Raw genomic sequence first — 26,548 nt, forward strand, 5'->3', positions numbered from 1 at the left:
ACAGCAACCTATCCCTGCGCAAGGCGGGCCCCTGGGCTGCAGTACATTCCCCTATTCTGGAAAATCTAAAATTAGTAGTCCTGGGCAGTAGCGACGTTCGTATCTGTTACATTCCCTTTGGCCTTTGTTGCGGAAGAGCCCAGCCATGTTTCATATTTATTTCAATTTGTTACATCAGGACCAAAAACAGCGTTTACCGGGCCGCAAACGTTTTTTTCTTTTCAAGGTTGCGCAATAATATGTATCTTCAACACATAAACCAATAAAACCAATGCGGAGGGATTTTTTTTCGACAGTCATCCTATTATTTGCTTTTGTACTCTATGCACATGGACAGGCCACACGTATTTACGACAATCGGGACTATGGCTTTGGCGAACTTTCTTCCAACCTGACCAGCAGTATCAGTCAGGACAAGCACGGTTACATCTGGACCGGCACCGAATATGGACTCAACAAATTTGACGGGACCCGTTTTGTGCAGTATCTGCATGACGTACAGGACAGCACCTCCATATCGAGCAACAATATTATCATTCTTTATCTGGACCGTGACAAAAGGCTGTGGGTAGGCTGCAACAACGGTTTGCAGTACTATGATGAAAACAGCGATCAGTTTGTCCGCATCCATTTTCCCAACCAGATTGCACCGCACATCACGGATATCGTCCATAAAAAAGACGGCCACATCTGGGTGGCCACTTCGGGCTGGGGCATCTTCGATATCCAGGTCGGCCGCAGACAGGCTGTATCGTTGCCGCGAATCAATTCGCAGGTAGGTGGCATGTTTGCCCGCAGCATCTTTGAAGACCAGCACCGCGCGATCTGGGTAGCGGTGGACCGCGTGGGCGTATCGCGGATCTCGCCGGACCAGAAGCAAGCCATGCGACTTGTTTCCGACCTGCTGCCGCAGCCCAAGGGTGGTAATTACGACATCGTCGAGCAGGCCGATGGCAGGCTGTTATTTGCCTCCCCCTCCAGAATATGCCGTTATGATGCGGCGAAAAACAGTTTTGAAGCGGTGGACTTCAAGGAAAAACTCCGGTCTACCGTAACGGAGATCCAGCTTTCCAAAACCATAAAAAACCATCTGCTGATCAGTACTGAGGGGGACGGTCTCTGGTATCTGGATCTGGGACGGGCACCGTTGATCGCGGCCCCTGCCGAACTGCCTAATCTGGACAACGACTACCGGCAGGGGCGCATCCGTACGATTCTACAGGACCGCGAAAACAACCTCTGGCTCGGCTGGTTTCAGCGGGGACTGGTCTTTATTCCTGGGCAGAGCAAGCAGTTTGAATTCTGGCGCATCCTGAGCCGTGAAAAAACCGATCAAAAGAACATCACCGCGATCACCCGCGACCGGGAGGGCAGCATCTGGTACGCTCTGGAGCACGGCGGTATATTCAAAACTGATGCGCAAGGCAGCTCACACCAGCAAATAAATACCATTCAGGATGTCACCCAACTCGAAACGGGGACAGACGGCACGATCTGGTTCAGCTCATATGAAAAAGGTCTTGGGCGCATCGATCCGCTTACCGGTAACACCGATAATCTAAATATCTGCTCCAACAAACAGGTCAAAGCATTTGCCCTGGGCAGAAATAATAAAATCTATATCGCTACTTTCGGTGCCGGATTTGTCGAGTACGACAGTCAGACCGGAGTGTCGCGAATTTTCAGCATGAACACCGCCAATTCGACAAAAGGTGCACTGGCAAACGACTGGATTTCGGCTGTCCTGTGCGATCAGGATGGCCTCGTGTGGCTGGGACACCACAAAGGCATCAGCTGCTATGATCCTGTCCGCAACAGCTTCTCCGGGCAATTTACCGATCATAGGCTCTCCGAGCAGATCACGATCTCACTCCTCGAGGACCGAGCCGGCCATATCTGGGCGGGGACCTACAATGGGCTCTATCAAATTAATAAAAAAAATGGCAAGATCAACAGTTATACCAGCAACAATGGACTGTCCAGCAATGTGATATCAGGTTTGGGCTGGGACCGCAAGGGCCATATCTGGTGCAGCACCTTCAAGGGAATCAACTGTCTGAATCCAAGGTCGGGAAAAATCGTCAGCTATTATACAGGGGATGGACTAGTTGACCGGTCCTACAACCGCGGCGTTTTCTTCCAGGATAATGAGGGGAAAATATACTATGGCGGCAGACAGGGCATTACCTCTTTTTTTCCCGAAAAGATTCAGCTGCAAACCTACTCCTACCCAGTGCTGATTACCAACCTCTATGTCAAAAATCAGCCGATCAAGCCGGGCATGTCACCCAGCGGCAGCGTCATCTATCAGGGTGACCTGATGGCTGCAAACGCGTTCTTTTTTCACAACAACGACGACAGTTTTACCTTTGAACTGTCCACTATGGACTTCAACAGCCCCGAAAACGTCCATTACGAGTACCGCATCAAGGGCATCAACAAAAGCTGGAACGCCACACTCCCCGGAGTCAATCTGATTACCTACAACAACCTATCTTCGGGCGAGCATGAGCTCGAGATACGGGCCTGTAAATTTGGTGCCTATTCACCTAGCCGTACGGTGTTACTGCATATCCTGCCGCCCTGGTACCTCAGTGGCACGGCCTATTTCGTGTATTTCCTGCTGATTGCCGGTATCGTCTTCCTGATCAGCAAATACCTACGCGAGCGGCGGCTCGAACGTCTGCATGCGTTCAGACTACAGCTCTTTACGGATATCTCCCATGAGATCCGCTCGCCGCTGACCCTGGTGATGAGCCCGATCGACAAACTGATCAAGCATGCTCCAGATGCCCAGACGAGCTCGACGCTACAGAATATGAACCGCAATGCACAACGGATCCTCAGCCTGGTCAATCAGCTGCTCGACATCCGCAAGCTCGAAAGCGGACACCTGAACCTCAAGTTTGCCCGTGTCAATGCTGTGGACTATGTGAAGCAGGTCATCAAGGCCTTTGACGATCAGGCGCTGGCCCATCAGATCGAGCTGTCGGTACACAGCGAAGCCGATGAGATCCCGGTATGGATCGATGCGGGCAGCTTTGAAAAGATCATCCACAATATTGTGTCCAATGCGTTTAAGTTTACGCCGGACGGTGGGCAGATCAGGCTTTCTCTGGCCGTCCAAGCAGGCAAAAACGGGAGCGAAAGCCTACAGCTTGTTGTCAGCGACACGGGGACCGGTATACCCGAGAGCGATATCCGACATGTGTTCAAGCGGTATTATCAGTCCACTTCGGGTGGGGCCGCTCAGCGTCAGGGCTCCGGCATCGGCCTGCATCTGACCAAAGTGCTGGTCGAGCTGCATGGTGGACAGGTACATGCCGAAAATAGAAAGGACAGCAGCGGCTGCCGCTTTGTGGTCAGCCTCCCGATGGGCCATAGACACCTACGCAAGGAAGATTTGGTTGCCTTTCAGCCGCTGCATGCGCCTATTGAACAACAGTCTGAAAAAGTCGTCGTGGATGATCAGCAGTTGCCCAAAAACGGCTACCAGAAGACAGGCTATAAGGTTCTGGTGGTCGATGACGACCGGGACATCCTGCAGTTTTTGCGTCAGGAGCTGGCCTGTGGCTATAAGGTTCTGGTTGCCGAAAATGGCAGTGAGGGATTTCAGCTCGCCCTGGCCGAGCAGCCCGACCTGATTATTTCTGACGTCGCCATGCCGGCCATGGACGGCTATACCTTAGTCAAGAAGATCAAGAGCAACAGTACCACCAACCATATACCGGTGATCCTACTGACGGCGCGCACCAATACAGAAGATCGTATGGAGGGCATCGGCCTGGGTGCAGATGCCTACCTGACTAAGCCTTTTATGGTTGACGAACTGCATCTGGTGGCCGGCAACCTGATCAAAAACCGTATGAAGGTGAAAGGGAAGTTTTCGGGAGCGCAACAGCAGGACGGCAAGGTGAAGACGATCAGCTTCAAATCCAGCGATGAACAACTGATGGAACGTATCCTCAGAACGGTCAACCAATATCTGGAAAATCCGGAGTTTAATGTGCAGTTTCTGGCTGATGAAGTCGGACTGAGCCGCGTACAGCTGCACCGCAAGGTGAAGTCCCTGACCGGCATCTCAACCGGCGAATTTATCCGCAATATCAGGCTGCAGCAGGCCGAAAAGCTGCTGCTGGAGAAAAAGATGAATATCTCACAGGTGGCCTATGCGCTTGGATTCACCAATCAGACGCATTTCACCACGCTATTCAAGAAAATGTACGGACTGAGCCCGACCGACTATATCCAGCGGCACAGCTGCAAGGAAAATCCTTCGACTTCGGATGTAAAAGAAAAGCGCTTATAGTTACCGGCTGGTCGAATTAATGGGCTGAAACCGTTTGGGACGTTCATTTTTTGCGGCATGTGCCACGATCTCCTCAATTCGTTTTTGGCGCGTCTCGGGGCGCCGGGCGAGCACGATCCAGTGTAACATCATCTTCCTGATGGATTTACTCAAGCTCAGAAAATAGGCTTTTGAACCTTTATATTGCGCAAAGGCCGCCTCCAGATCGCTTGGGATGGTCAATGCCTCCACTGTATCAAGGATCGTCCAGGAGCCATTCTCCTTGGCGATTTGGATACACTCCAATCCTGCCGCTGACATCAACTTGCTGCCGATCAGCTGCTGCACTTTCTCCTTGTTGATCTTTGACCAGGTACTGTTCGGCTTACGGCGGCTAAACAATTGCTTGAAGGTATGCGTGTCGATCGTCTTGCGGGTGCTGTCGATCCAGCCAAAACAAAGCGCCTCATCCACCAGCTCCGACCAGCTGACAGCCGGTAGCCCGGACTTTTTCGTATGGCAGATCACCCATACGGACTGTTCCTTCCTATGGTTGGTTTCTAACCAGTACCGCCATTCCTCCCGTGTGTAGATGGCTATGGATAACTTCTCTGCTGTGGTTTTCATTGGTTTGCCTTTCTTTATTTTCGTTGACCTCCATACAAAGATAGCCATTCCTCATGACAGCTGTATGTCCGGAGTGCCAGCTACTTCTTTTAGAATTGCACTGAACTATCGTTGATCACATAGGTATTCTTTTTGATCAGTTCATATAGTTCAGCTCCCGCCAGGATCACCGGTCCGTACCCATGTGCGGCAAATTTATTGACAGGACGATAATAATAAAATGCCGGATCGAAGCCCATGCCTGTGCCTACACAGGTACCCTCCACCTGCCCCTGGCTGTTGATTTTGGTGTGCACAGCATTCCATGCCTGCAGCACCATCGGGCCATAGGCTTTGATATCCAGCCAGCCTGCATTGATGCCTCTGGCGATGCAATAAGTGTAGATCGCTGTGGCGGATGTTTCCAGATAAGAATCATTACGGTCCAGCAGCTGATGCCAGAAGCCGGTACCATGCTGCAGCGCTGCAATTCCGGCGACGTGTTTCTTAAATTGCGCCAGCAGCCTGGCCCGGGCGGGATGGGTCCCCGGCAGCACATTCAACAATTCGACTTTGGTCAGCAGTGCCCAGCCATTTGCCCGGGCCCAGTGAAATGCGGGGTGGGGATCCATACCCTCTACCCAACCGTGCCGATACAACCCCTTTTCGGACACAAACATTTTATCGGCAAAGAGCCAGAATTGCTTTATAGCCTCATCTAAGTATCTGCTGTCTCCAGTAAGCTGGGTCATCTGTGCCAGTGCGGGGAGGCTCATATACAAGTCATCCAGCCAGAGCGTGTTTGGCTGTGGCCTGTTTCGGGCCAACGTCCCATCCTTCAGGCGGAATTCTTTGGTCAGGATGTAATCGATATAATTGGCAATTGCAGGCTTCATATCCACAGGCAATGTTCTTCCATGCTGTGCCTTGATCATCGCGGCGCACATGGATCCAGCATCATCCAATGCATGCGGCTGCATGACCGAATGTACTGGAGACCGATATCCGTGCTGAGCAGATTCGAGTTTTTGAAAGTACGGCAATACCTTTCCGATAAATCCCAGCCGGTCGATCGTATAAGCCGCATATCGAGGATCCCCAATCACCTCTGAGGCCCGCAGCATAGCACCGTAAGTAACACCCCACTCATAGCTGATCAGCCGAAAATCGCCTTTTTTAAATAGCGTATTGGTATCGATTTTAGCCATATCTGTGACCGGTGCATGGTCCGTTTTCTGTTCAAGCACCATAGGCGTCACCCGATTTAAATACGCGTACACCCGTTCAACATCCGCACGGATGCTGTCCAGTGTCGTCTCCCCATACATCACGGGATATTCCGGCTTCATCAGGTGCAGCGGCGTGTTGGAATCATTGATCTCGGCTTTATCTTTCTGCGAATAGGACTGACATCCATGGATAGCCAGCAAGGCAAAGGGTATGAGCGAAAATTTTCTCAGGTTTATCATGATCAATTGGTTATGTATCCGTTTGTGATACAAGATACACTGTCAGCCCGACATAACCGTTCTGTGGTGTCATGCTCTGCTCGCCTGCCAGTTTCAGCCCGACCGGGCCAGCCCGATCCGCTGCCCGTCACCGGCAATCAGTTTGTAGTCTGGGCGCGGCCAACAACAGCTACTACCACCATACTACATCACTCAGATCACCACGATCCAAAGCCATTCCTATGCGGATAAAAGACCTTTCCTGTGTCTGTTGCTTCATGGAAGAAGCCTATGAACTATGAACGAATTCCGGAGGCCGCTCGGTCCCTACCGGTCACAGGCAACATCGCCGGGACTAACGCATAAAAAAATGTAGTATCTAAGTCGTATACCGAAAAACAACATATCCTGAAGATTATAACTTTATTTGCGGCGAAAAATTTAACCGGTTAGAGATATTTAATTACATAACAAACAAAAGCAACAGCAATATTAACAAATAACACCATTAAAAAAAACAATTAAAAAACAAGAACATGACTTCACAATTTAAAACTGTAGGCAGCTGGACAACACTGTCTTTGGTAGCATTGGCCTGCGGCTCCTTTTATTCCTGTAAAGAAAGCAAAGACAGTGTTGCATCCATGAACACAGCGAGTGTTAAAGTGCGATTACTGGGCGTTGAAAATCCGATCTCCATCAACAAAAAAGGAAGCACGCAAACGACAAGCCGTTCGGTGTCGCAATCCGTCGTTATCCCCTTTACGGAGACAAGTTCTTTTGAAGCCACATTGACAAGTGCGTCCGCTCCTGCCAACGGTATTTCCTTACGCGCTGCCTCCGCAACCAAGGCTGCCACAGTTGAAGAGAGAACACCGCTGGACGCTAATATAAAATATAAAGTCGTAGTCTACGATAGCAATGGAGACTATGTAAAAGAGCAGATTTATACCAATACGGTAGACAACGCTGCCGAACTCGAACTGGAGGCTGGCAAAACCTATACCTTCGTGGCCTACTCCATCAATAGCACCTCCACTGTTCCTACGGTGAGCAATCCGCAAAGCCTATCGGCTGCAACTTTGGAAGATGTTAGTGCCGACCTTATGTATTTCAAAGGAGACCTGACTGTCCAGACAGGCACCAACAATCTGGACGTCGTCCTCGCGCACAAATACAGCCAGATAACGACCAGTCTGAGCATGGCTACAGACATGACAGGATATATTACCAACCTTGTCAATCCCACAATCACGCCGACTTATACAAGTGCAGATCTAAAACTATCCGACGGCACGATCACACAATGGAACTTACCGACCGCATCAGCACCGGTAGCTTTTCCGCTATTGGGCACTGGTCTGAGAACCGTGGCAAGCAATCCCACCCTATTGCTCAACCCCGGTGAGACGAACGGTACTTTCAACATCGGTACCATCACAATCGATGGTGAAACGAAGAATAATGTATCTTTCGCTGGACTGCACATTGTGCCGGGACAACGATATAATCTCAATCTGAACTTCAAAACCTGTACACAGGAAGTCACCGGCGGAGCTGACCTGAACTGGAACTATCCTGCCACAAACGGGGGAGCAACTGTCAATGGCCAATTTAGGCCAAACGGCAGTGTTGTTGAGCAAACACTACAGGCGCCTGGCGCGGATTATGGATTTGTTTTCGATATTTTACGTCTCGACAACTCCTTCAATATGGAGGTGAACGGGCAACCGTTAGCAACTCAGGAAATTCAGTTTGAAGCGACGAGCAACAGCCTTGCTCCCAAAAATGTGGAGTTTGAAGATGGTAGTCAATATGCCGGCGTGAATACAGAAGGCGGCAGCAATATTTCACAGATTTACTCCCTGACCGGAACTGCAGCCGCACCAATTCTTCGCGTCGTCATCAGCCGTACAGGTGAGGTTAAGCTGTACGGTAGTAAGGTTTCCGGTGGTGCGCTCTATCCGCTGCGCCTGACAGCCGGATCATTCAACCAGGTTAACTGGAGCCCGACCTCCAATACAGTGAAAATTACACAGATCGTACAGGGTAAAACGGAAATGGTCGGCGCCGGCAGTGGAAGAAAGAAGATATCGTGCAACTAACCCAGCAGCAATAACATATAAATTAGTCAACAATTCATAATCACATGAAAACAGATCACTCAAAAAACGTCTATATCAGCCCACGTATAGAGACAATCAACGTAGAACTTGAACAAGGCATTGCGGCAGGTTCGGCAGGGGGCACAACAACAAACAGCCCCGAGCAGTCCTGGAATAAAACCGATGATATCAATCAGACGATAGACTGGTAAGCTATGTGTCCTGGAGGGTAGCTTAGGGGCAACCGAACAGAACCATCGACAGAAGAGACTGCTCAACATAGGGCAGTCTTCTTTTTTTGTAGATCATTTGCCCAGCTATTTTAGTCTCCACAGAGCTGATCCATAAAGACATTCAGGTCTACATCCGAAGGAATATTGAGCTGTTTTCTTAGCCTGCTTTTCCTTGTCTGGACACTTCTGACTTCAATATGAGTGTAGAGTGAGATATCTTTCGTGGAAAAATTCAGCTTCAGGAGGGCGCAGAACTTTAATGTTTCATTGCTGATTTTAGGATCTATTGATCTCAACCGCTCGAAGAATGCGAGATAGACTTCCTGAAAAACAATAAAAAATTTCGGATCATTTTCCTTAGCCAGTTCAATCAGATGATCAACTTTCCGGCTGAACAGCTCTTCGTTTTCATTATTCACCTGATCCAGCAATACTCCATGCTCCTGGTCCCGCTCCTGTATCCTGATCAGCATTTTTTTGCGATAACCGAAAAGAAAAAAAGCAACCAGCACCAGGATACCCAAACATACAGCAAGCGTAAGGCCCAATTCTACCCGCTGCCGGTCCAGCGACTGCTGAAAAGTTCTATTGTCGGCAAAAAGCTTGTCCACTGACACGGCCAGCCCCCTGTTTCTCGCCATGACCAGACTGTCTTCCAGTATTTTGGCCCGCTGCAGGAAATCCGTTCCCTTTTTGGTGCTACCTAGCTGTTGGTAAGCTCTGGCTATACCCCTATAGGCTGCCAGAACCATGTCCTGACCGACAAAATTTTTCGATAATTCGAACACCTCCCTGAAACAGACTATCGCTTCGCGGTACTGATGACTATGCATTAAAAAGTCTGCCTTCGTCAGCAGAACAGCAGATCGGTGATAACTGTTGTTTTTAAAGACCGGGCTATCGAGCAGTTCGAAAGATCGTTTAAGATACAGCTGAATCGAATCTTCGTTGTATTCAAATTTTAGATAGTGCGTAGCGATATTACTCAACGCAATCGGAGTCGGATCCAGCTCCACTGCTTTACGCAGACTAGCCAATGCCCTTATGGGATCTAACTCCTGATAATATGCCCCCCGACACCCATAGGCATATCGCAATGCTTTCCTGTACCGGTCAGCAGGCTTCAATTTTGTATAATGCGCGATCCCTATGTCACAGTATTTAACAGCTGTTTCGAAAAGCCCGAGCTGATTAAACACCTGCGCATATTCGATATATAAACGTCCTTTTACAAAATTATCGTCCACATTTTTGGAGAGGTCTTCAGCAATATGCAGGTATTTTAAACTCTCCTTAAGTTCAAAATTTTGTCGGAGGATCCGCCCCACGTTCGTGTAACCTAGCACCTTCCCTTTTTGATAATTCATTTTATGTGCAAGATCAATGATCTTTTTGTTCCATAAGATTCGTTCCATGCCCGAAGCGTTCTGTCCGGCCGGTTTTTCGTTTATCAACAGGGTGTCGATCTCCCGGGTACTGTACTGCGCAAAGTTGTAAATAGGTAAGCTAAGCAAACATAAAATGGCAAAAATCTTCATCGATCAAGGATAATATAGACAAGGCAAAAATTCGATTTTCCCGCGATACAACAAAAAAAATCCAATAAAGCGAAAAAAAATAGGTACTACATACGTACGACAAACATAAAGAAGACAAACAAAAAAAGACGGGAAACAAATAGTTAACCCCATTAACAATAGTGCACAAAAACCATAAAAATAACTGATAAACAACATTATACAAACATTAAAAGATCGAAAGATCAATTAAAAGAATTTGTCGTACCCATGTGGCAGGGCGAAAGGAGCCCACTTCCAATTTTTATTAAAGCAGAAAAGCCCGTCCGCTATTGGACGTCATTTTTTGCCGGATGACCGCCGGCAAATGCCGTTCGTCTAATTCTTGTCTGCATTATCGCCCAGGCAGATATCTTCGCTACAGGATAAGGTTACCCGCCGATATTCCTAACGCGACAAAAGAGGACTATAACATAAAATTATGAAACACAAATTACTCAGTTTAATTGTCGGCAGTGTAGCCCTGACTGCTGTTGCTTTTGCTCAGGAGCAAAAGGTGAGCGGCCGCGTCACGGGGCCTGACGGCAGACCATTGGCAGGTGTGACGGTCGCCGTCCAAGGATCTAACCTCGCCAGCCAGACCGATGCGGGCGGCAACTATTCGCTTGTTGTGCCTACAGGAAAGGCAATCGTGTTCCATTCGGTGGGCTTTTCAGAAAAGACGGTTATCGTCACCAAGGGACAGTCTATCTTTAATATACGTCTGGACGAATCTTCAAATGCCCTGCAGGAGGTGGTTGTCACCGCCATGGGAAGTTCAAGACAGAGCAGGGCACTGGGCTATGCCGCGACCACATTTAAGTCCGACGACATTACCGCGGCCAACAACATGACCGCCATGACCGGCCTGCAGGGAAAAGTTGCCGGTGTCAGCATTTCCAATGCAGGCACGGTGGGCGGATCCACCAAAGTCATTATCCGCGGGATATCGTCCTTTTCAGGCAACAACCCATTGTATGTGGTGGACGGCGTCCCCATCAATAACAGCATGCAGGGGGATATCGGGACGACCAGGTCTGTCGATCTGGGAAACACGGCCAACGATATCAATCCCGACGATATAGAATCCATGACCATCTTAAAAGGAGCCTCGGCAACGGCTTTATATGGTTCAAGAGGAGCTCATGGTGTTATTATGATAACGACGAAGCGCGGCAAACTGGGTCAGCAGCTTGCGGTGACCTATACTGGCGCTATCAATTCGAGCAGTGTGCTGATGGTACCACAGACCCAAAACATGTTCGGACAAGGCTGGCCAGACTACGATTCCAACGAAAATGGTTCCTGGGGTCCCAAGCTCGATGGTATCGTGCGCGCCTGGGGTTCAGTGGTCGACGGCGTGGCCCAGACCAAGCCTTTTGCATACGTCAAAGATAATATTCGCAACTTCTATGTAAACGGACTAGATGCCACCAATACGCTAGCGATCTCCGGGGGTGGCGAAACGTCGTCGTACCATTTTTCCTACGGTAATTTTTACCAGCAGGGCATTTTGCCGGGCCACCCCGATAAGCTGAAGCGCAATAACTTTTCGTTTAAGGGTGATACGAAGCTGGATAAATTTGAGATGAGCTACGGCGTCAACTATGTCCGGCGGGATCTGGACGCGGTCTATCAAGGACAGGGCGCCTCGGACGGTGGAAATGTGACTTTCCAGGAACTGATACAGATCCCCGTTGACATTCCCATTGCCGCGATGCGGGACTATATGAACAAATACTATAACGACGACAATTATTATACATCGTATGCATCCAACCCCTATAAGGCGCTGGTGGATAACGGCAGAAAGTTTCAGGACGACCGTTTTTACGGGAATATCAACCTCTCCTATAAACTCCTGCCCTGGCTACGCATTGCCGGAAAACTAGGTGGAGATTTTGGCAACAACAGGACCATCGATTTTGCGCAGAAGATAAGCTATACCGCCGGATCACCGGCTGCCGAACACGACAAAGCCCCAATTACGGGACGTTATGCTGAATTCTACCGGAAAACCAATCAACTGGATGCGACCTTGATGCTGCAAGGCGACAAGCAGCTGAATCCGGACATGAATCTGACGGGAACTGCAGGTTTCAATTTTAATCAGCGAGGCCACTCCGAACTCAATTCATTTATCTCCGGACTGAACATACCGGGTTGGTATAGCCTGAAAAATACCACCGGAAATCCGGTTTCCAACAATATTTTTATGCGGCAGCGACTGATGGGTCTGCTTGCAGACCTTACGTTCAGCTATAAGAACTTCTGGTATATCAATGGCTCATTCCGTTCGGACTGGTCTTCGACCCTGCCTGCCGATCACCGCAACTATTTTTATGGCGGGGCAAATACCTCCCTGGTGGTGACGGAGGCATTCCCGGGATTAAGGTCCGATCAGTTCAATTTCCTGAAAGTGCGTGCCGCATGGGGAAAAACAGGCAATGATGCTTCACCGTATTTAACGGAAAACGTGTATGGAGCAACACAGATTGCACTAGGTTTCGGTTCAATGATTCTCCCCCTGGGTGGTAGTGCGGGCTTGCAGCATAGCAAAATTCTAGGGAATCAGGAATTAAGGCCCGAAATTACAACCGAACTCGAATTTGGTACCGATATGCGCTTTCTACGGGACCGGATCCGTCTGGACCTCTCGTATTATAACCGTAAAACGGTGGACCAGATCATTGCTGCAGACATTTCGCCCGAAACCGGCTTCACAACGCGGACGAGGAATATTGGTGATATCCGGAATAAGGGTGTCGAGATCGGCTTAAATACCACCCCGATGAAAACCGGAACTTTTCAGTTGGACCTGGGTGTCAATTTCACCCAGAATCGCAGCAAGGTCGCCAAACTCTGGGATAACGTGAGAGAATATAATATTTATACCACGTATGGTGTAGACTTTATCGCCGAGGTTGGGCAGCCTCTGGGGATCTACAAGGTTCCAAAGGTCATGACCGTGGCCGAAGGTCCCTTTGTCGGTAGGACAGTCGTCAATAATTCGGGTATACCCATTGCCGACGCCAATGTCAAACGCGCTGTCGGCAAACATGAGCCCGACTTTGTACTGGGCTTCACAACCCGATTTGCCTATAAAGACTGGAGTCTGGGGACTGTGCTGGACTGGCGTAAGGGCGGGTACTTCTATTCCTATACTGCTCAGCTAAACTATTTTGTCGGAAACGCAGTGAAGACCACCTTCAATGAAAGGCAGCCCTGGCTTGTGCCAAATTCGGTCAGACAGCTGGCAGACGGCAGCTATGTGGAGAATGACCGGCCCATCTCTGCAGGTAATCAATACGGCTACTGGGATCCCAATACCAACAATGCACAATATAGCGAAGCGGTGCTAAAGCGGGACTTTATTAAGCTTCGGGAAATCGTATTGACATACACATTGCCGAAATCTGCTCTGGGTTCGAAAATCAAAGGGATAGATTTCAGCCTGGTCGCCCGCAACGTTTTCCTCTGGACACCGAAGAATAACAATTTTGTCGATCCCGAATCCTCCAATTACGGCAATGATATCCGGTCCAACTATGGGGAATTTGCGGTAGGCCCGACCTCCAGAAGTTTTGGTGGGAGTGTTAGCGTTCGTTTTTAATCTTATTGAAGTTTGCTATGAGAAATTTAAAGAAAATAGGTTATATGGTTTTGGTAAGTACCCTTTTTTTGGGTGCCTGTTCCAAGAGCCTTGATATTAATATCGATCCGTACGATCCGTCCGAGCAGGATGCGAGCCCTCACCTGCTGTTCCCCTCGGGAGTCGCCTACAGCGCCGCCAAAATAGGTGGCGATCTTCAATTGCTTGGGGGCCTTTGGTCACAGCATTATACACAAAACAACAATTCCAGCCAATACAGGGACATCGACTCCTATAGCCTGACCAATCAATCCTACAACGGTATCTGGTTCAATCTTTTTGGCGGAGGTATGAAGGATCTACAGCTCGCTAGGACAAAGGCCGAAGGGATGGGCCAGTGGCACTATTTTGTGGCTTCAAGCATTATGCTGGCCTTTGATTACCATGTATTGGTCGATTTATACGGCGACCTGCCCATTAAAGAAGGGCTTCAGGGGGATCTGGGACAGTTCACCCCCAAGTGGGACGACGGAAAGACCGCAAACGGTTTGATCCTCGAACAGCTGGATGCAGCCCTAGCAAAGATTGAGCAGGCCAGGCAGGCTCCCAGCATGGGAACAAATGATTTTGTATTTGCCGGGAATATGGACCATTGGCGGAAATTTGCCAAGTCACTCAAACTAAAAATACTGATGCGCGATTTCGACGCCAACCGAGCCGCTATTACCACGCTTCTGAACGAAGCGGATCTACTGAACACGGATGCAAAAATGACTGCATTTGAGGATCAGGTAAGCAAGTCCAATCCCCTTTACGAGTCCGAAAGAAGAACGCTGGGTGGCCCCAACATCCGTGCAAGCCGTACCTTACTGTATTATCTGCAGCAAAAGGGTGATCCGCGTATTTCGGATTTTTTTGAACTTGCATCGAATGGAAATTACGAAGCCTATCGTCAGGGAGATTATTTTGCGTCCTCTACCGTCATCTCTTCGCGGGCCTCACTGGCGGCGACCGATCCAGTCTATTTCATGTCCTATGCCGAGGTTGAATTTTTACAGGCCGAAGCCTTTGCCCGGACAGGCGAACCTGCCAAAGCGGCGGCACATTACAACGCTGGCGTTACAGCTGCATTTGCACGCTGGGGTAAAAACGCCGCGCCTTTTCTTGCAGAAAATGGCAAATATGCTTTTCGCCCCGGAGCCGTGGAATCCATGCTTGAACAGATTATCCTGCAGAAATGGGTGGCTGCCACCCGCTGTCAGGCCTGGGATTCATTCTACGACCAGAACCGCACCGGATATCCGAGGGTAAGCACCGTAGAACCAGACAGCCCCAATTACGTTGCAGGGCACTATACCGTGTCTGTCAATTCCGCTCTTCCGGGCAATGAGCTGCCACGTCGGCTGGCTTATCCAAAAAATTCGTCTGACTTTAACCCCAATACCCCCAAGGTCGTTCCGATCAATACGAAGATGTGGTGGCACAAAAAATAAGTACAGGAGTATGGAAAATCAGCAGAAATAGTTACCAAACAAATAAAGGAACAGCATCATGAAATCACGTTACAATAGAACACTCATCATAACAGGACTCTTCCTTCTGGGCGCTGCCGCCTGCAGGAAAGAGCAGCCCGCAGTCGAATATTCCCCTATTTTTCCGATGTCCGGCGAATGGCACACACATATATACAATGCCGATGGCGGACGTGTCGGTGACCTATCGATACTGCGCACCTATAACACCTCGGACAATGTACCCGATGCCGCCTGGTTTCGACTGATCACCTCATCGCGGCCCACTATTCTAGCAAAGATCAAAGTGAATGTGGCCAACAGGACTTTTGTTGCCGGCGATTATCAGGATACCCAGACCGATCCAGCGGTCAATTTCTCGATCATCGAGGGCAAGGTGCTGTTAAATGCGTCCAAGCAACCCAGTGATGTGATGGCGGACAGTATCTATATTAAATATAAAACCGGCGCCGAAGGCGATATCTATACCGTCAAAGGGCACCGGCGTACTGCCTGGCCCGAAGATGAATATTAAGACCTAAGACCAGTGAATTTATTTTTAATCCATTATACATGAAATTTAAACAACTATTGTTGATGACAGGAGCATATATAATCGCTGCTCCTGTATTTGCGCAGCAAAAAGATGCTGCGGCTCCACAGGGTACCACGACCTCCCCGGCGAAAGAAGGCAGAACAGCAGCATCATCTGTGGTGCAACATTCAGAACAGCCTTATAAGGCCGCACTGGGCATCAAATTTCTTTGGGGCATCAGTGCTACCGGAAAGTTCTTTGTAAAGGATAATGCGGCCTTTGAGGCCATTGTCCACTATGATGGGATGAGCGGCCTTGGTACTGCCCTGAATCTTACCGCGCTCTATGAATATCATGGCAGTTTCGCTGTACCGGGACTCCGCTGGTATCTGGGTGGTGGGGCCTCGCTGGGCTACATCAAACTCAAGGGATTTGAAGACAGCGAGCTGGATAGTTCATCGTTTTCCTATGGTGTGGATGGCGTCGCCGGACTTGAATACAAAATTGACAAGCTGCCTATCGCGATCAGTGTAGACTGGCAGCCCGGATATACCTTAAACAGCGGTGGCGGGTTTGCGAGCAAGAGTGGCGGATTCGGTGTGAAATACACGTTCTAGCAAGCATATCCAGCCCCGCTTTTCCCTGGTTTGCTGACGGTGTCCCTATTGGGGCACCTTTTTTTTTTACGGTCAGCTATACGTCCAGCGGCTGTCTGCCCGATAAAACAAAAAATCGGGGTCTTTGCAGACCCCGAAATAAACACTTTTTAACTGGAAATATCTCACGACATGTCCCGTATGAAAATAAACCTTACCACAGTTTGTTATCAAATATGAAACTTTTTGAACATCTTGGGCGATAAATTCGATGAACAGCACTTTTGGTCGTTGAATGGCCCGAAAAAGGAAACCAAGGGCTTGAGGAGCCCCTGGTAACTCTTAAATAAACATCGGAATATCGTCACGACATGCCACATATGAAATGAAACTAGTATTACTAACTGTTGACAAATATCGTCGTCCTGTGGTTACGGTGCTGATCTTTTCGATGAGATGCATATACTGGCAGACCAACGACAGGTAGCTAGCGCGGACCAGCCGGAAGCGCAAAAGAAACTGTTACCGCTCCATTTTCGTCAAGCGCAATATGGAGTTTTTCTCCGAACTGGTTCGATAGACGTTTGGCCGTATTTGAAAGTCCGACCCCGTCCGCATTAAACATTCCCTCGACCGTCCCTGTATACAGAGCACCAGTATTCCGAATGCAAAACTGGATCAATCCCTGCTCCAGGCTGCAGGTAATATCTATCCGTCCCCCATCTACAGCCGGTTCAATGCCATGCTTTATCGCGTTCTCCACCAGAGGCTGCAACAGCATCGGAGGAATGCTGACCTGCCGGCATCCGTCATCGGCAACAATTTTAAATTCCAGTCTTTTTCCGAACCTGCTCTGTTCCAGCAACAGGTAATTTTTCAAAAAATCGAGTTCCTGCCAGAGCGGCACCAGCTCCTCCCTGGTGGAGCGAAGCGCATACCGAAAGGTATCCGCCAGCTGAGCAATCAGGACGCGGGTATGCTCGTTTTCTGCGGGTACCGATGCACTGATACTATTCAGCGTATTGAACAGAAAATGAGGCTGGATCTGGGCCTTGAGGCTTTCGATCTCTGCCCGATGGGCAAGTTCACGCAATTCTCTCTCCCTGTTCTGCTGATACTCCCGCTCACGGAAAAACAGATCAATATGCAACGAACTGAATACCTGGATATAAAACAGCAGATTGGGACCGATATTCTGTACCATCTGTCTGCCGGTCATGAGGGGTATCCCCATCCAGCGGTTGTAGAACTGATAGAGGATCACCCAGATGGCATAGTACAACATGCCGGTGAGCAGATGCAGGGCAAAGCGTGTTTTCATCGGAAGGGCAGTCCATTTGCGAAAATGTAACCACCAGACAGGGAGACAGGCTGTTGCCATGACCAGACAATCAACCAGCAGCTCTTTGAAAAAGCCTGCCGAAAAGCCGCCGGCGAAGAGCCGCGGTGTGGCATAAAGCACACTCATCACCAACAAAACGAATATAAACAGCGATATTTCCCTTTTGGGATTTCCTAAGTGTCCCAGATGTGTCATGCACTCGTATTTTTTACCTGAATTTAAGTTTTTTTAAACTACTGATGCCGATTCGGCTCCATATTTTTAACGTTCATCGGTGTACAATGCCGTCTGTCCGAAAAATAAGGACAAAACAATATTTCTGTTTATCTTGCATAAAAGTATGATCCCATGGCAAAAAAGTCAGTATTAATCATCGATGATGAAGAGCACGGCAGGGTGCTGGTCAGGCAGTATCTGAAACCATTTGACGCCTATTATGTGGCGGGTGAATGTGCCAATGGGCTGGAGGCCATCGGGCAGATCGACCGGCTCGAACCCGACCTTATCTTTCTTGACATCCAGATGCCCGGAGCCAACGGCTTTGAAGTCCTGCAGAAGATCGGCCATGTGCCACAGGTGATCTTTACGACCGCATACGACAAATATGCCATTCAGGCGTTTGAAACGAATGCGACCGACTACCTCCTGAAGCCATATACCAAGGAACGGTTTGTAAAGACGATGGAAAAGCTGCATACCAACTCTGTTCCATCTTCTTTCATGCTGGGAGAAACCTTGGGAAAGAAATCAGCCTTTCCCGAAAGAATCCTGGTGGAATCCAAGAAAAGGTACCGCAACATCGATGTGGCCGATATTATTTTCCTCCGGGCATTCGGTGACTACACAGAGCTTCATACATCATCCGAGATGTACCTGAGCTCGTCGGGGATCAGCACACTGGCATCGAGGCTTGACCCAGAAAAGTTCCTCCGTATCCACCGATCCGTCGCCGTCAATGTGCAGCACATTTCGGAACTCTACCGGGATATCGGAAAAACCTTTCTCGTCATGGACAACGGCACAGAACTGACCGTAGGGAGAAGTTATCTTCCCACGATTAAGCATCTTATCTTTTGATCCGATAGACGGCGGTCAGCACATGCTCCTCCCCTTTGGTGCTTTTGAAATGGTGCTCCAGGACCAGCTTTTCCGAATTTGATTCCAGCACTTTGGACACATCCAGCTTTGCCTCCTTGGAGAAGGTCAGCATGCTGGTCGCATCATCATACTTCCAGGTACCATCTTCCCACTGCTCATCTTCGTCCTCGTCACATTTTTCTGCGCCCCCTTCGCGGATGACAATGCCGTCCTCCCGCAACATCAGAGCATCATCTTTGTCACAGGGGTCGATCAGGGCAAAGATGTCGGTATCCTTGACTCCGTCGATATCCCAGTCAATACTCGGAGATGCTGTTAATTTTTCCATCTGCCATTTTTTGCCTACAAAAGAAGTGCTGTGCGGACGGTCCCCCCCACTGGCATGGCATGCCGCGCTCAACAGGGCCAATAGACCCAGCGAAAGAATGAATACATTTAATCTGATCATTTTCATGTCGTTTATTTTTTTCCAAAGATCGTCCCCTAAACCATATCTTATCCTAATAAACGATGAACAGCATGTCAGGGAGACCAACGGTATTTTCTGGCCCCTGAACTGATGCATGACTTTCGTTTAGCCCTGTTTTACGCCGCTCAGCAGTTATAATGCGCCATTCATCGAAAAAGGTGCCGCCCTAAAGGTCCGCTGGATAACTTAGCAAAAAAAATTAGCTATGAACAAACTTATCAACCCTACAAAAACCGTACGGATGGCCTCCCTATTTTTCAGCTGTCTGATGATTTCAGCCTGTTCAAAGGGCAGTAACCCGCCCAATGGCGGCGAGGAGCCCTATCCACAGGAAGAAATACGACCGCAGCTTCCCTTTTCGCAGCTTCCCGCAAGGACCAAGAGCATGAATGTTCCCGGAAACCGGCGGCATGTCAACGTTATGGAAAAACAACGCCCCAAGTTACCAAAATTCGCGCCCCTGGACGTAAAACCGGGCATACTGCGCGGATATATAAAAGACGTCTTTGGCCGTCCTGTCCCCGATGCGGAGATCGGCGTCCGTTCCTCTATTGCCGGAGGACTTTACAGCTCGGCCACTGCCAAAAGTGATTCCAGAGGCTACTACGAAATAAAAATTCCCGTTGGCCATACCGAAATCTGGGGAGCCAAATTAAATATGCTGCATGCCGGCGGCCGGGCGTTTGTCTCTCTATTTCCTGCCGACAGTACGTTGAATGAATTTCCCTCGAGCAACGGAGCTGTAAAGAATTTTGTGCTGCTCCCCTATGGCGAGGGCAGACCCGATCAGATTGCCAACTCCCCCCAATGGCCGACGAGCTATATGGGAGGCTCCGTGCATCTCTCCTATAGCCTGCGAACAGAAACCCTTCCGCTGCCCGGAAGTTTCCCTCTCGGGACCGTCATCGTCATCAGATTGACGCCGCTCGATCTGGTACATGCAGACGAAAAGGTCACATTCATCATCAAAAAACAGGTACTCAACAGCGAACTCTACATCAATAACATTCCTCTGGGACGGTACACGATCGAAATAGAAACCGGTGACGGAACACCCATTTCCATGAAGGAAGGAATCAACCTGAAAGATGAATTTGGCCTGGCGCCAAAGAATGCTTTACGAAAAGCAGAACTGACCTTTATTCCTGGCGATCCCGAGTGTCTGGCCTGGTTTGGCAACTGGAAAGAAGTGCCCTTAACTATTGAAATGAACTGATCAGACATCCATGGAAATCAAGACATCAGTGGCATACGACAGTCAGCCCCTTACCAAGCTTAGCCCGATCATATACCTGTTATTTGCAAATGCCTTCATGTTCAATCCCTATCTACCCTATTGGCAGTCTACACTATTGGTCGCCTTAATCGTCCTGGCCGGCCTAAGCCTGCAGAAAGGGGCATTTCAGGCTGTTAATTTCAGATTTGCCTCCTTACTGGATATCAACAGGGCGATGCTGATCTATTTTTTCGCTGTCTGCAGCATGGGGGCACTACAGACTCTTGACAATACATGGCTTGTAGAAAAGCAGCTGAAGTATACGTTAACCCTACCCTTACCCAGTGAAAAGACTGGACTGCTGACGCTGTTGTTCCAAACTGCGTTTATCACCGCCATCGGCGAAGAGCTTTACTTCAGGTCCTTTGTCTATACCCAACTGCAACGGGCCGGCATCAAAGGAAAATGGATTTTTATCAGCATCAGTGCATTACTTTATTGCATGCTATTCGGACATCTGGCGATGTATGGCATTGCAGTCGGTTTTTGCTGGGGGATCATTATGGCACTCGTTTATCACAGGTATACCAACATCTCCATCAATATCGTCCTGCATAGTGCTGTCGAAGGGACTTTACTTGTTTTGGGACACTATAAGCTGCTGCCGTTCAAAATCATGATTTAGCCGCATTCGGGTTTTCCGCATCCCGCTGTAAATAGATGCGGAATTCAAGGGTTGTCTATTTTCGGCTCATCAAGGCAGCCGCACTTTATATCGGTTGACATTAACTATAGAAAACTATGAGAAAAACAGCTTTTTTAATTTGTATCGTTATGCCCCTTTTGCTGCTGGGCATCTGCTGCAGCAAAGGGCCGAAAGACATCGACGGACCGCCCGATGAAAGCACAGGAATCCCTGCTGTCAAACCCAGAGGCACAGCAGCCGGAACTCCCGTCCTAAAAACGATAGGCAAAAATGGAGGCCTGATTGAAACCGCCGATAAGACTTTGCGTATTACCATACCTGAGGGTAGCCTTGAAGCCCCTACCGAGATCAGTATCCTCCAGATAACAAATACGCTGGAGGAAGGGATAGACCGTCCTGCCTTCCGGATATTACCGGAAGGGATCCGTTTTTCAAAACCAGTGACGATCAGTTTCCGATACGATAAAATGAATATTACTGAAGGTGCTGAGAAAGGATTGCTGATCGCTTACCAACGTGCGGATGGCGTCTGGTGTGCGTTGCCCACTGTGCTGGACCAACAAGCCGGAATACTCTCTGTCACAAGTGACCATTTTAGCGACTGGGCTTTTTTTGAAAATCTGACGCTACGTAAAGACCGCGAAATAGTCGAGAAAAATGACCGAGTGACGCTGGATCTTTTTCAGACCGGACTATTGGCTCCTCCAAGTTCCAAAGATGCCGATCAATGGCCGCTCAGCGAGCTTGAGGATCTACATCCAGCGACTGCAGCATCCGTCACCTGGAAAATCACTGCGGGGCCGGGCAAGCTCGAGATCAAGAAAAACGCGCATGGACTGCCTGCAAAAGCAGTCTATATTGCGCCAGAATCAATCCCTGTTTCCAAGACGGTCACTGTACAGGTTGAGATCACTGCCAAAGGCAGTCTTCCCGACCCCAAATATCCGGGCGGCAGGCGACCGATAGGTAAGATGATTTTTTTGACGTCGATCCAGCTGACAGCAGACGCTTACTTCAAGGGCACCGTTGGCGGACAGCCTTTTGAGAGCAGCAAAATGGGTGTACAGGTGAGAGGCGTATCACTGTTGCTGGAGGGTGTCGATGTGAAGGCCGGTAAAGGTGTCCATATTTATTGCAACGGCTTAACAGGGAAGAACTATTCCGCGGGCCGCGGACCGGGGGAATTTTACATGACTTTCAGTGAGGGAAATCCGCGCGTGATGTTGTGGAACTTTTACAGGCCCTGTTCCGGAAACGAACAATTCAGCGGCAAAGTAACGATCACCGAATCTGACGACGATCACATCGCAGGGACCGTCACCGGCACGTTTTATCTGTTGAAAGATTGTGGATTTACTGAATCCAAAAATATTTTTGCCACATTTAAATTACCATTTTATGAGCAGCCGTAATCTACGGTATTGGCGTATAGCTAGCGGATAAAGCAAGATTTTTGCCCCACTCCACTTAAATCAAAGAGTTTAAAATGCATTCCAGCAATTTAAACTCTTTGATAAAAAGTACTTAAGCTTTTATTCAACCACGTACTGTAGAATATTTACCTTCTCACCATAGTTTTTTTTCATCGAAACCGGCTACCTATTCGTTACAATGTACTGGCGTAGGCATTGATGACTTTCACTCTCTGGCGTAAAAACGTCTTCAGCTTTGCTTTGTTCAGCGCGTGATTATTATCACCTATTTTCCAGACATTAAAGTCTTTTTTCTGCGAATCACGGATTTGTGCGGCATACACTTCAATGAAATACATTTGTTCCTCAAACTTTTGAGTGCGGTATGCATTCCAGGTCTTGATAAACAAGCTTCTGATCTCCGGATCCCGTAATATCGATCCGCGTAGCAAAAGCAGTGCTCCAGGGGCGGCTCCATTCCAGCTGGCCCTGTATCCCTTTTCCTTCTTCCCTTCCGGCATAGTGGATGCGCCCGACATAGGCGGAACCACCCTGCTGGAGACGACCGTATTCGAAGGAAGAGATCGAGGTAATCCGGTTATCGTCCCCAAATCTCGCGCGCAGGTGCGAAATGGCTACATAATTCTGATCACTTTTTTGTGCCAGAGCACGGAGATGGGCTTTGAAATCGTCGAGTTCGATCAATGAAGGTTCATAAAATTTTTGATAATAGTAAGCAGAATCGAACTTGCGCAGCCCTTCATAAGCGAGTCCTTTCATATATCTGAGGTCTTTGTTGTCTTTATAAACCAAGCCACTATCAATCACAGCGAGCGCTTCTTCATGATTCTTTTCGTTGAGCAGCTGCTTTGCATAGAGCTCGGTTGTGCTTAAATAAGTATTGACCAGCGGTTGATGATATGGGCTTTTCTGCACCTGCTCATACACGTCCATTGCACGCTCATAATCCCCTTGTTTCAGAAAGATATCAGATTTTTTTAACAGCAAATCAGGATTATCAGGATCCCCGGCCAGCAGGTCGGTCAAAGATGACATCGCCTCCTTATAGCGGCCCGACGTCATATAAGCATTGAAGAGCCCCCGTTTTGCCACCCTGATAGCTGTAGCATCACCATAACGTATCGCCTCCTGCTAGTCCAGAATAGCTTCAGCGACATTGCTGTCCTGCATATTATCCCTGGCCTCCTGCAGGCTGATTCCGACAAAGGATTCCCTCAGTTCAGTATCCCCGGGATATTTATTAAAAAAGTCCTTTGTCAATGTCACCACTTTGGACGAGTTCCCCATTCTTTTATAGACCATCAGCTCCATCATATCATTCTGCTTAGTCGAACCCACGTGGCTTTTATGTTTCTTTAATACAGCCAGAGCCTCTTCATATTGCTCTTTTGCCAACAGATCGTTGAATACATAATTAAAGGCCTCTTTATTTTTGGGCGATTCGGCAAAGAGCTTACCATAGAGCGCTGCAGGATCATTGTTTCTGGCGTTTCGGGCCGATTCCGTCAAAAAATAACGGTATTGCTGTTTCCACAATGCCTGATTGCCCTGTCCCTTTTTGATGCGAGCATCCAAAAGGGAGAGAATTTCAGCATAGCGCTGTTCGCGTTCGAGAATGGTGATTTTCTTTTGGAAAAAGTGGTCACTGGCCGGAAATTGATTTATTGCTCTTTCCGTATAGACCAGCGCATTGGCAAAATCTCCGGCTTTGATGTAACTATCAATTAAAGGCGTGTAATTCCAGTACTGAAGAGGCCGTTCGTCAACCATCTTTTTGATAGCTTCAATGGACTGATCCAGTTTACCTTCCTTTTTTACCTGAAGATAGCGTTGCTCAGCCATATATTCCCGGTCTTTTTTCAGCTCACTATCCTCCGGATAGATCTGTGAGATACGCTTGAGCAGGCGGTCCGCTTCCACATGGTTGCCCATATGGCGGTAGAGCTCTATCTTTTTCCGCCACAGTCCTTTCCAGTAAGGGTTTACCTCCAATAATTCGTTGACATAGCAGATGGCACTTGAATAGCGCTGGGTTTCGGTTTCGACCGTCACCAGCATATGCTTTGATTCTACATTTGCAGGTGCAGATTTGAGGGATTTGACAAGCTCATAGCGGGCCCGGTCATAATCCTTGCGATGGATATAATATTTGCCGACAAGCATGCGCATATCGGAGTCTTCGGGATTTTTCCTGAGGACATCATCTGCTATTTTCTTCCCTGCTTCCCATTTGCCCTGTTTATAGAGTTCATTGATTTCGTACGCTGTTTCATTTCGATCTATGGTGGTGGTTGCCCGTTGCGCATGCACGGCCTGCGTGAAATAAATTGACGCCGAAAGAGTTAAAAATAATTTCGTTTTATGGATATTTTTAAACATTATTTATTCTTTTAAGCACTTTTAGTTTTAGAAAATCCCCTGCGGGTCATCGTTCCCCATTTCATATCTTTTCGTGTCAGATACTGGACATATCCCCGCAAAGTAAAAATGACGACAAAGGGATGATAGAGTATAGGTTCGAGCGCTGAGAATAGAATCAACTTGAGGTATTCCCAGAAATATTTATAGAGCTTGGCCAGTACCAGATCATAGGAAACGGTGATCACGGAGACCGAGAAGCCAATCAGATAAGCATAGAGCAACATCATCCAGAAAGTATCAAAGTTTATCTGATGGGTAATCAGCAGAAAGATCATGAACAGCAGACCGACAAATTCAATGATCGGGGCAAGGAACTCAAAAAATATCATATAAGGTAATACCAGGAGGCCCAGGCGCCCATAGTCTTTGTTGAAGACCATTTTGCGGTGATCGACCAGAAACTGGAAGAGTCCTCTTCCCCAGCGGCTCCGCTGCCGGTTCAAGATGCTGAGGTTTGGGGGACCCTCTGTCCAGCACAAGCTATAGGGGCATTGCGCAATCCTATATTCACGTTTATTTTCGAGCATATAAGCAGCGATACGGGTCGTGATATCCATGTCTTCGGCGTGGGAAGCAGAGTCGAAGCCTCCGACGGCAATGATGATTTTGGTATCAAAGAGACCGAATCCACCAGAGACGTTAGGTACCGCATTGATCATATCCCAGCCCATTTTTCCGACCAGATAAGATCTCAGGTATTCGGTCTCCTGAAATAAGGGGATCAGGCCTCCGGGCGGTTTGACCCGTGTGATATTGCCCTTCTCGATATGGCAGCTATTGACCATCCGCATAGTGGCCCCCACGGCGATGACATGCTTTTCCGAATCCAGTATGGGCAGTACGATCTTGCCCAGGCTGTCCTTGGCGAGGATACAGTCGACATCCGTATTGATAAAATAATCGTTCTGAGCGACATTGACCCCAGCGTTGATCGCGTCGGCTTTGGTGCCGCCATTTTCTTTATCCAAAACGATCAGTCTATGGTATTCCGGATTTTTGGATCGGAAAACCCGTTTAATGGGTTTACAATACACCTTATACACCAGGTAATAGGGCACCTCTTCGAGCTCAAATTCTTTGACTAGAATATCCAGGGTTCTGTCTTTGCTGCCGTCATTGACCACAACCACTTCAAAATTGGGATAGTCGAGATTCAGGAGCGAGTTGACGCTGTCCAGAATGATCACCTCCTCATTGAAAGCAGGTGCGACGATAGAAACTCCCGGCGCCTTCTCCGGAAAATCCCGCAGATAGTTCTCTTCCCGTTTTGTGTACCGGTAGCGATAACGCAGGGTATTGTAATAACTCATCACCATGAGGGCTACATAACACAGCCCCAATGCTGTGGCATAGAAATAGATGAGATAGGTAAAAAAATAGACCATTATAATAA

The 26,548-nt window shown here is 48.5% G+C and carries 20 protein-coding genes; 11 read left to right on the forward strand and 9 right to left on the reverse strand.

Going from position 1 to position 26,548, the window contains the following annotated elements:
* The first annotated feature begins 271 nt into the window (after positions 1-271).
* A complete protein-coding gene (locus FGL37_RS00095) occupies positions 272-4,309 on the forward strand; it encodes a hybrid sensor histidine kinase/response regulator transcription factor (RefSeq protein ID WP_051606528.1) in 4,038 nt (1,345 codons plus the stop codon).
* Here FGL37_RS00095 and FGL37_RS00100 read toward each other — a convergent pair whose 3' ends face one another.
* Both FGL37_RS00100 and FGL37_RS00105 read right to left on the reverse strand, forming a co-directional pair.
* Positions 4,310-4,915: a YdeI/OmpD-associated family protein gene (locus FGL37_RS00100; RefSeq protein ID WP_037532233.1), complete on the reverse strand. Its 606-nt coding sequence runs from the start codon at positions 4,913-4,915 to the stop codon at positions 4,310-4,312.
* Between the two features lie 89 nt (positions 4,916-5,004).
* On the reverse strand, positions 5,005-6,363 hold the full coding sequence (locus FGL37_RS00105; RefSeq protein ID WP_051606530.1) for a glycoside hydrolase family 88/105 protein: 1,359 nt from the start codon (positions 6,361-6,363) through the stop codon (positions 5,005-5,007).
* A 515-nt stretch (positions 6,364-6,878) separates the two neighbouring features.
* Between FGL37_RS00105 and FGL37_RS00110 the strand changes: the two genes are divergently transcribed.
* Both FGL37_RS00110 and FGL37_RS25295 read left to right on the forward strand, forming a co-directional pair.
* Positions 6,879-8,447, forward strand: coding sequence for a fimbrillin family protein (locus tag FGL37_RS00110; protein ID WP_028068732.1), 1,569 nt, complete (start codon positions 6,879-6,881; stop codon positions 8,445-8,447).
* A gap of 44 nt (positions 8,448-8,491) precedes the next feature.
* Positions 8,492-8,659: a hypothetical protein gene (locus FGL37_RS25295; protein WP_162835068.1), complete on the forward strand. Its 168-nt coding sequence runs from the start codon at positions 8,492-8,494 to the stop codon at positions 8,657-8,659.
* 110 nt (positions 8,660-8,769) lie between these two features.
* On the opposite strand, the gene FGL37_RS00115 is transcribed toward FGL37_RS25295, so the two are convergent.
* The gene (locus FGL37_RS00115; protein ID WP_051606531.1) at positions 8,770-10,218 is read right to left on the reverse strand and encodes a tetratricopeptide repeat protein; all 1,449 of its coding nucleotides are present in this window, start codon (positions 10,216-10,218) and stop codon (positions 8,770-8,772) included.
* Between the two features lie 460 nt (positions 10,219-10,678).
* On the opposite strand from FGL37_RS00115, the gene FGL37_RS00120 reads away from it, so the two are divergent.
* The 4 genes from FGL37_RS00120 to FGL37_RS00135 are packed head-to-tail and all read left to right on the forward strand — an operon-like array spanning position 10,679 to position 16,491.
* Positions 10,679-13,849: a SusC/RagA family TonB-linked outer membrane protein gene (locus FGL37_RS00120; protein ID WP_028068733.1), complete on the forward strand. Its 3,171-nt coding sequence runs from the start codon at positions 10,679-10,681 to the stop codon at positions 13,847-13,849.
* Positions 13,850-13,866: 17 nt separating this feature from the next.
* The gene (locus FGL37_RS00125; protein ID WP_037532236.1) at positions 13,867-15,321 is read left to right on the forward strand and encodes a SusD/RagB family nutrient-binding outer membrane lipoprotein; all 1,455 of its coding nucleotides are present in this window, start codon (positions 13,867-13,869) and stop codon (positions 15,319-15,321) included.
* 58 nt (positions 15,322-15,379) lie between these two features.
* Positions 15,380-15,874, forward strand: a complete 495-nt coding sequence (locus FGL37_RS00130) for a lipid-binding protein (RefSeq protein WP_051606533.1) — start codon at positions 15,380-15,382, stop codon at positions 15,872-15,874.
* A 38-nt stretch (positions 15,875-15,912) separates the two neighbouring features.
* Positions 15,913-16,491, forward strand: coding sequence for a hypothetical protein (locus FGL37_RS00135; RefSeq protein ID WP_051606534.1), 579 nt, complete (start codon positions 15,913-15,915; stop codon positions 16,489-16,491).
* Between the two features lie 466 nt (positions 16,492-16,957).
* On the opposite strand, the gene FGL37_RS00140 is transcribed toward FGL37_RS00135, so the two are convergent.
* Positions 16,958-18,007: a sensor histidine kinase gene (locus tag FGL37_RS00140; protein WP_028068735.1), complete on the reverse strand. Its 1,050-nt coding sequence runs from the start codon at positions 18,005-18,007 to the stop codon at positions 16,958-16,960.
* Between the two features lie 153 nt (positions 18,008-18,160).
* Here FGL37_RS00140 and FGL37_RS00145 point away from each other — a divergent pair, with 153 nt between their 5' ends.
* Positions 18,161-18,889: a LytR/AlgR family response regulator transcription factor gene (locus FGL37_RS00145; RefSeq protein ID WP_028068736.1), complete on the forward strand. Its 729-nt coding sequence runs from the start codon at positions 18,161-18,163 to the stop codon at positions 18,887-18,889.
* Here the strand turns inward: FGL37_RS00145 and FGL37_RS00150 are convergent.
* Positions 18,879-19,364 carry a hypothetical protein gene (locus FGL37_RS00150; protein ID WP_028068737.1) on the reverse strand — a complete coding sequence of 162 codons (486 nt, stop codon included), beginning with the start codon at positions 19,362-19,364 and terminating at the stop codon, positions 18,879-18,881. The genes FGL37_RS00145 and FGL37_RS00150 overlap by 11 nt on opposite strands.
* Before the next feature lie 220 nt (positions 19,365-19,584).
* On the opposite strand from FGL37_RS00150, the gene FGL37_RS00155 reads away from it, so the two are divergent.
* The 3 genes from FGL37_RS00155 (at position 19,585) to FGL37_RS00165 (ending at position 22,713) form a co-directional block, all read left to right on the forward strand.
* A complete protein-coding gene (locus tag FGL37_RS00155; protein WP_028068738.1) occupies positions 19,585-20,595 on the forward strand; it encodes a carboxypeptidase-like regulatory domain-containing protein in 1,011 nt (336 codons plus the stop codon).
* A gap of 10 nt (positions 20,596-20,605) precedes the next feature.
* Positions 20,606-21,280, forward strand: coding sequence for a CPBP family intramembrane glutamic endopeptidase (locus FGL37_RS00160; RefSeq protein ID WP_028068739.1), 675 nt, complete (start codon positions 20,606-20,608; stop codon positions 21,278-21,280).
* A 116-nt stretch (positions 21,281-21,396) separates the two neighbouring features.
* Complete coding sequence (locus FGL37_RS00165) at positions 21,397-22,713, forward strand: hypothetical protein (protein ID WP_138096606.1); 1,317 nt, start codon at positions 21,397-21,399, stop codon at positions 22,711-22,713.
* Positions 22,714-22,907: 194 nt separating this feature from the next.
* On the opposite strand, the gene FGL37_RS25655 is transcribed toward FGL37_RS00165, so the two are convergent.
* From FGL37_RS25655 to FGL37_RS00180, 4 genes are read right to left on the reverse strand one after another with little or no spacing between them, the layout of a single operon-like run.
* Entirely contained in the window at positions 22,908-23,072 is a 165-nt protein-coding gene (locus tag FGL37_RS25655) for a hypothetical protein (protein WP_232048598.1), read from the reverse strand.
* 7 nt (positions 23,073-23,079) lie between these two features.
* On the reverse strand, positions 23,080-23,826 hold the full coding sequence (locus tag FGL37_RS00170; protein WP_028068741.1) for a tetratricopeptide repeat protein: 747 nt from the start codon (positions 23,824-23,826) through the stop codon (positions 23,080-23,082).
* 39 nt (positions 23,827-23,865) lie between these two features.
* Positions 23,866-25,113 (reverse strand): tetratricopeptide repeat protein, encoded by a 1,248-nt coding sequence (locus FGL37_RS00175; RefSeq protein ID WP_028068742.1) that lies wholly within the window; start codon positions 25,111-25,113, stop codon positions 23,866-23,868.
* A gap of 11 nt (positions 25,114-25,124) precedes the next feature.
* Entirely contained in the window at positions 25,125-26,540 is a 1,416-nt protein-coding gene (locus FGL37_RS00180; RefSeq protein ID WP_028068743.1) for a glycosyltransferase family 2 protein, read from the reverse strand.
* Between the last annotated feature and the right edge of the window lie 8 nt (positions 26,541-26,548).

It is taken from the genome of Sphingobacterium thalpophilum (assembly GCF_901482695.1).
Classification (GTDB): domain Bacteria; phylum Bacteroidota; class Bacteroidia; order Sphingobacteriales; family Sphingobacteriaceae; genus Sphingobacterium; species Sphingobacterium thalpophilum.

What these genes read in the sequence shown, in the direction of transcription:
- FGL37_RS00095 (WP_051606528.1), top strand. Translation starts at nt 272, where the DNA reads ATGCGGAGGGATTTTTTTTCGACAGTCATCCTATTATTTGCTTTTGTA.
- FGL37_RS00100 (WP_037532233.1), bottom strand. Translation starts at nt 4,915, where the DNA reads ATGAAAACCACAGCAGAGAAGTTATCCATAGCCATCTACACACGGGAG.
- FGL37_RS00105 (WP_051606530.1), bottom strand. Translation starts at nt 6,363, where the DNA reads ATGATAAACCTGAGAAAATTTTCGCTCATACCCTTTGCCTTGCTGGCT.
- FGL37_RS00110 (WP_028068732.1), top strand. Translation starts at nt 6,879, where the DNA reads ATGACTTCACAATTTAAAACTGTAGGCAGCTGGACAACACTGTCTTTG.
- FGL37_RS25295 (WP_162835068.1), top strand. Translation starts at nt 8,492, where the DNA reads ATGAAAACAGATCACTCAAAAAACGTCTATATCAGCCCACGTATAGAG.
- FGL37_RS00115 (WP_051606531.1), bottom strand. Translation starts at nt 10,218, where the DNA reads ATGAAGATTTTTGCCATTTTATGTTTGCTTAGCTTACCTATTTACAAC.
- FGL37_RS00120 (WP_028068733.1), top strand. Translation starts at nt 10,679, where the DNA reads ATGAAACACAAATTACTCAGTTTAATTGTCGGCAGTGTAGCCCTGACT.
- FGL37_RS00125 (WP_037532236.1), top strand. Translation starts at nt 13,867, where the DNA reads ATGAGAAATTTAAAGAAAATAGGTTATATGGTTTTGGTAAGTACCCTT.
- FGL37_RS00130 (WP_051606533.1), top strand. Translation starts at nt 15,380, where the DNA reads ATGAAATCACGTTACAATAGAACACTCATCATAACAGGACTCTTCCTT.
- FGL37_RS00135 (WP_051606534.1), top strand. Translation starts at nt 15,913, where the DNA reads ATGAAATTTAAACAACTATTGTTGATGACAGGAGCATATATAATCGCT.
- FGL37_RS00140 (WP_028068735.1), bottom strand. Translation starts at nt 18,007, where the DNA reads ATGACACATCTGGGACACTTAGGAAATCCCAAAAGGGAAATATCGCTG.
- FGL37_RS00145 (WP_028068736.1), top strand. Translation starts at nt 18,161, where the DNA reads ATGGCAAAAAAGTCAGTATTAATCATCGATGATGAAGAGCACGGCAGG.
- FGL37_RS00150 (WP_028068737.1), bottom strand. Translation starts at nt 19,364, where the DNA reads ATGAAAATGATCAGATTAAATGTATTCATTCTTTCGCTGGGTCTATTG.
- FGL37_RS00155 (WP_028068738.1), top strand. Translation starts at nt 19,585, where the DNA reads ATGAACAAACTTATCAACCCTACAAAAACCGTACGGATGGCCTCCCTA.
- FGL37_RS00160 (WP_028068739.1), top strand. Translation starts at nt 20,606, where the DNA reads ATGGAAATCAAGACATCAGTGGCATACGACAGTCAGCCCCTTACCAAG.
- FGL37_RS00165 (WP_138096606.1), top strand. Translation starts at nt 21,397, where the DNA reads ATGAGAAAAACAGCTTTTTTAATTTGTATCGTTATGCCCCTTTTGCTG.
- FGL37_RS25655 (WP_232048598.1), bottom strand. Translation starts at nt 23,072, where the DNA reads ATGTATTTCATTGAAGTGTATGCCGCACAAATCCGTGATTCGCAGAAA.
- FGL37_RS00175 (WP_028068742.1), bottom strand. Translation starts at nt 25,113, where the DNA reads ATGTTTAAAAATATCCATAAAACGAAATTATTTTTAACTCTTTCGGCG.
- FGL37_RS00180 (WP_028068743.1), bottom strand. Translation starts at nt 26,540, where the DNA reads ATGGTCTATTTTTTTACCTATCTCATCTATTTCTATGCCACAGCATTG.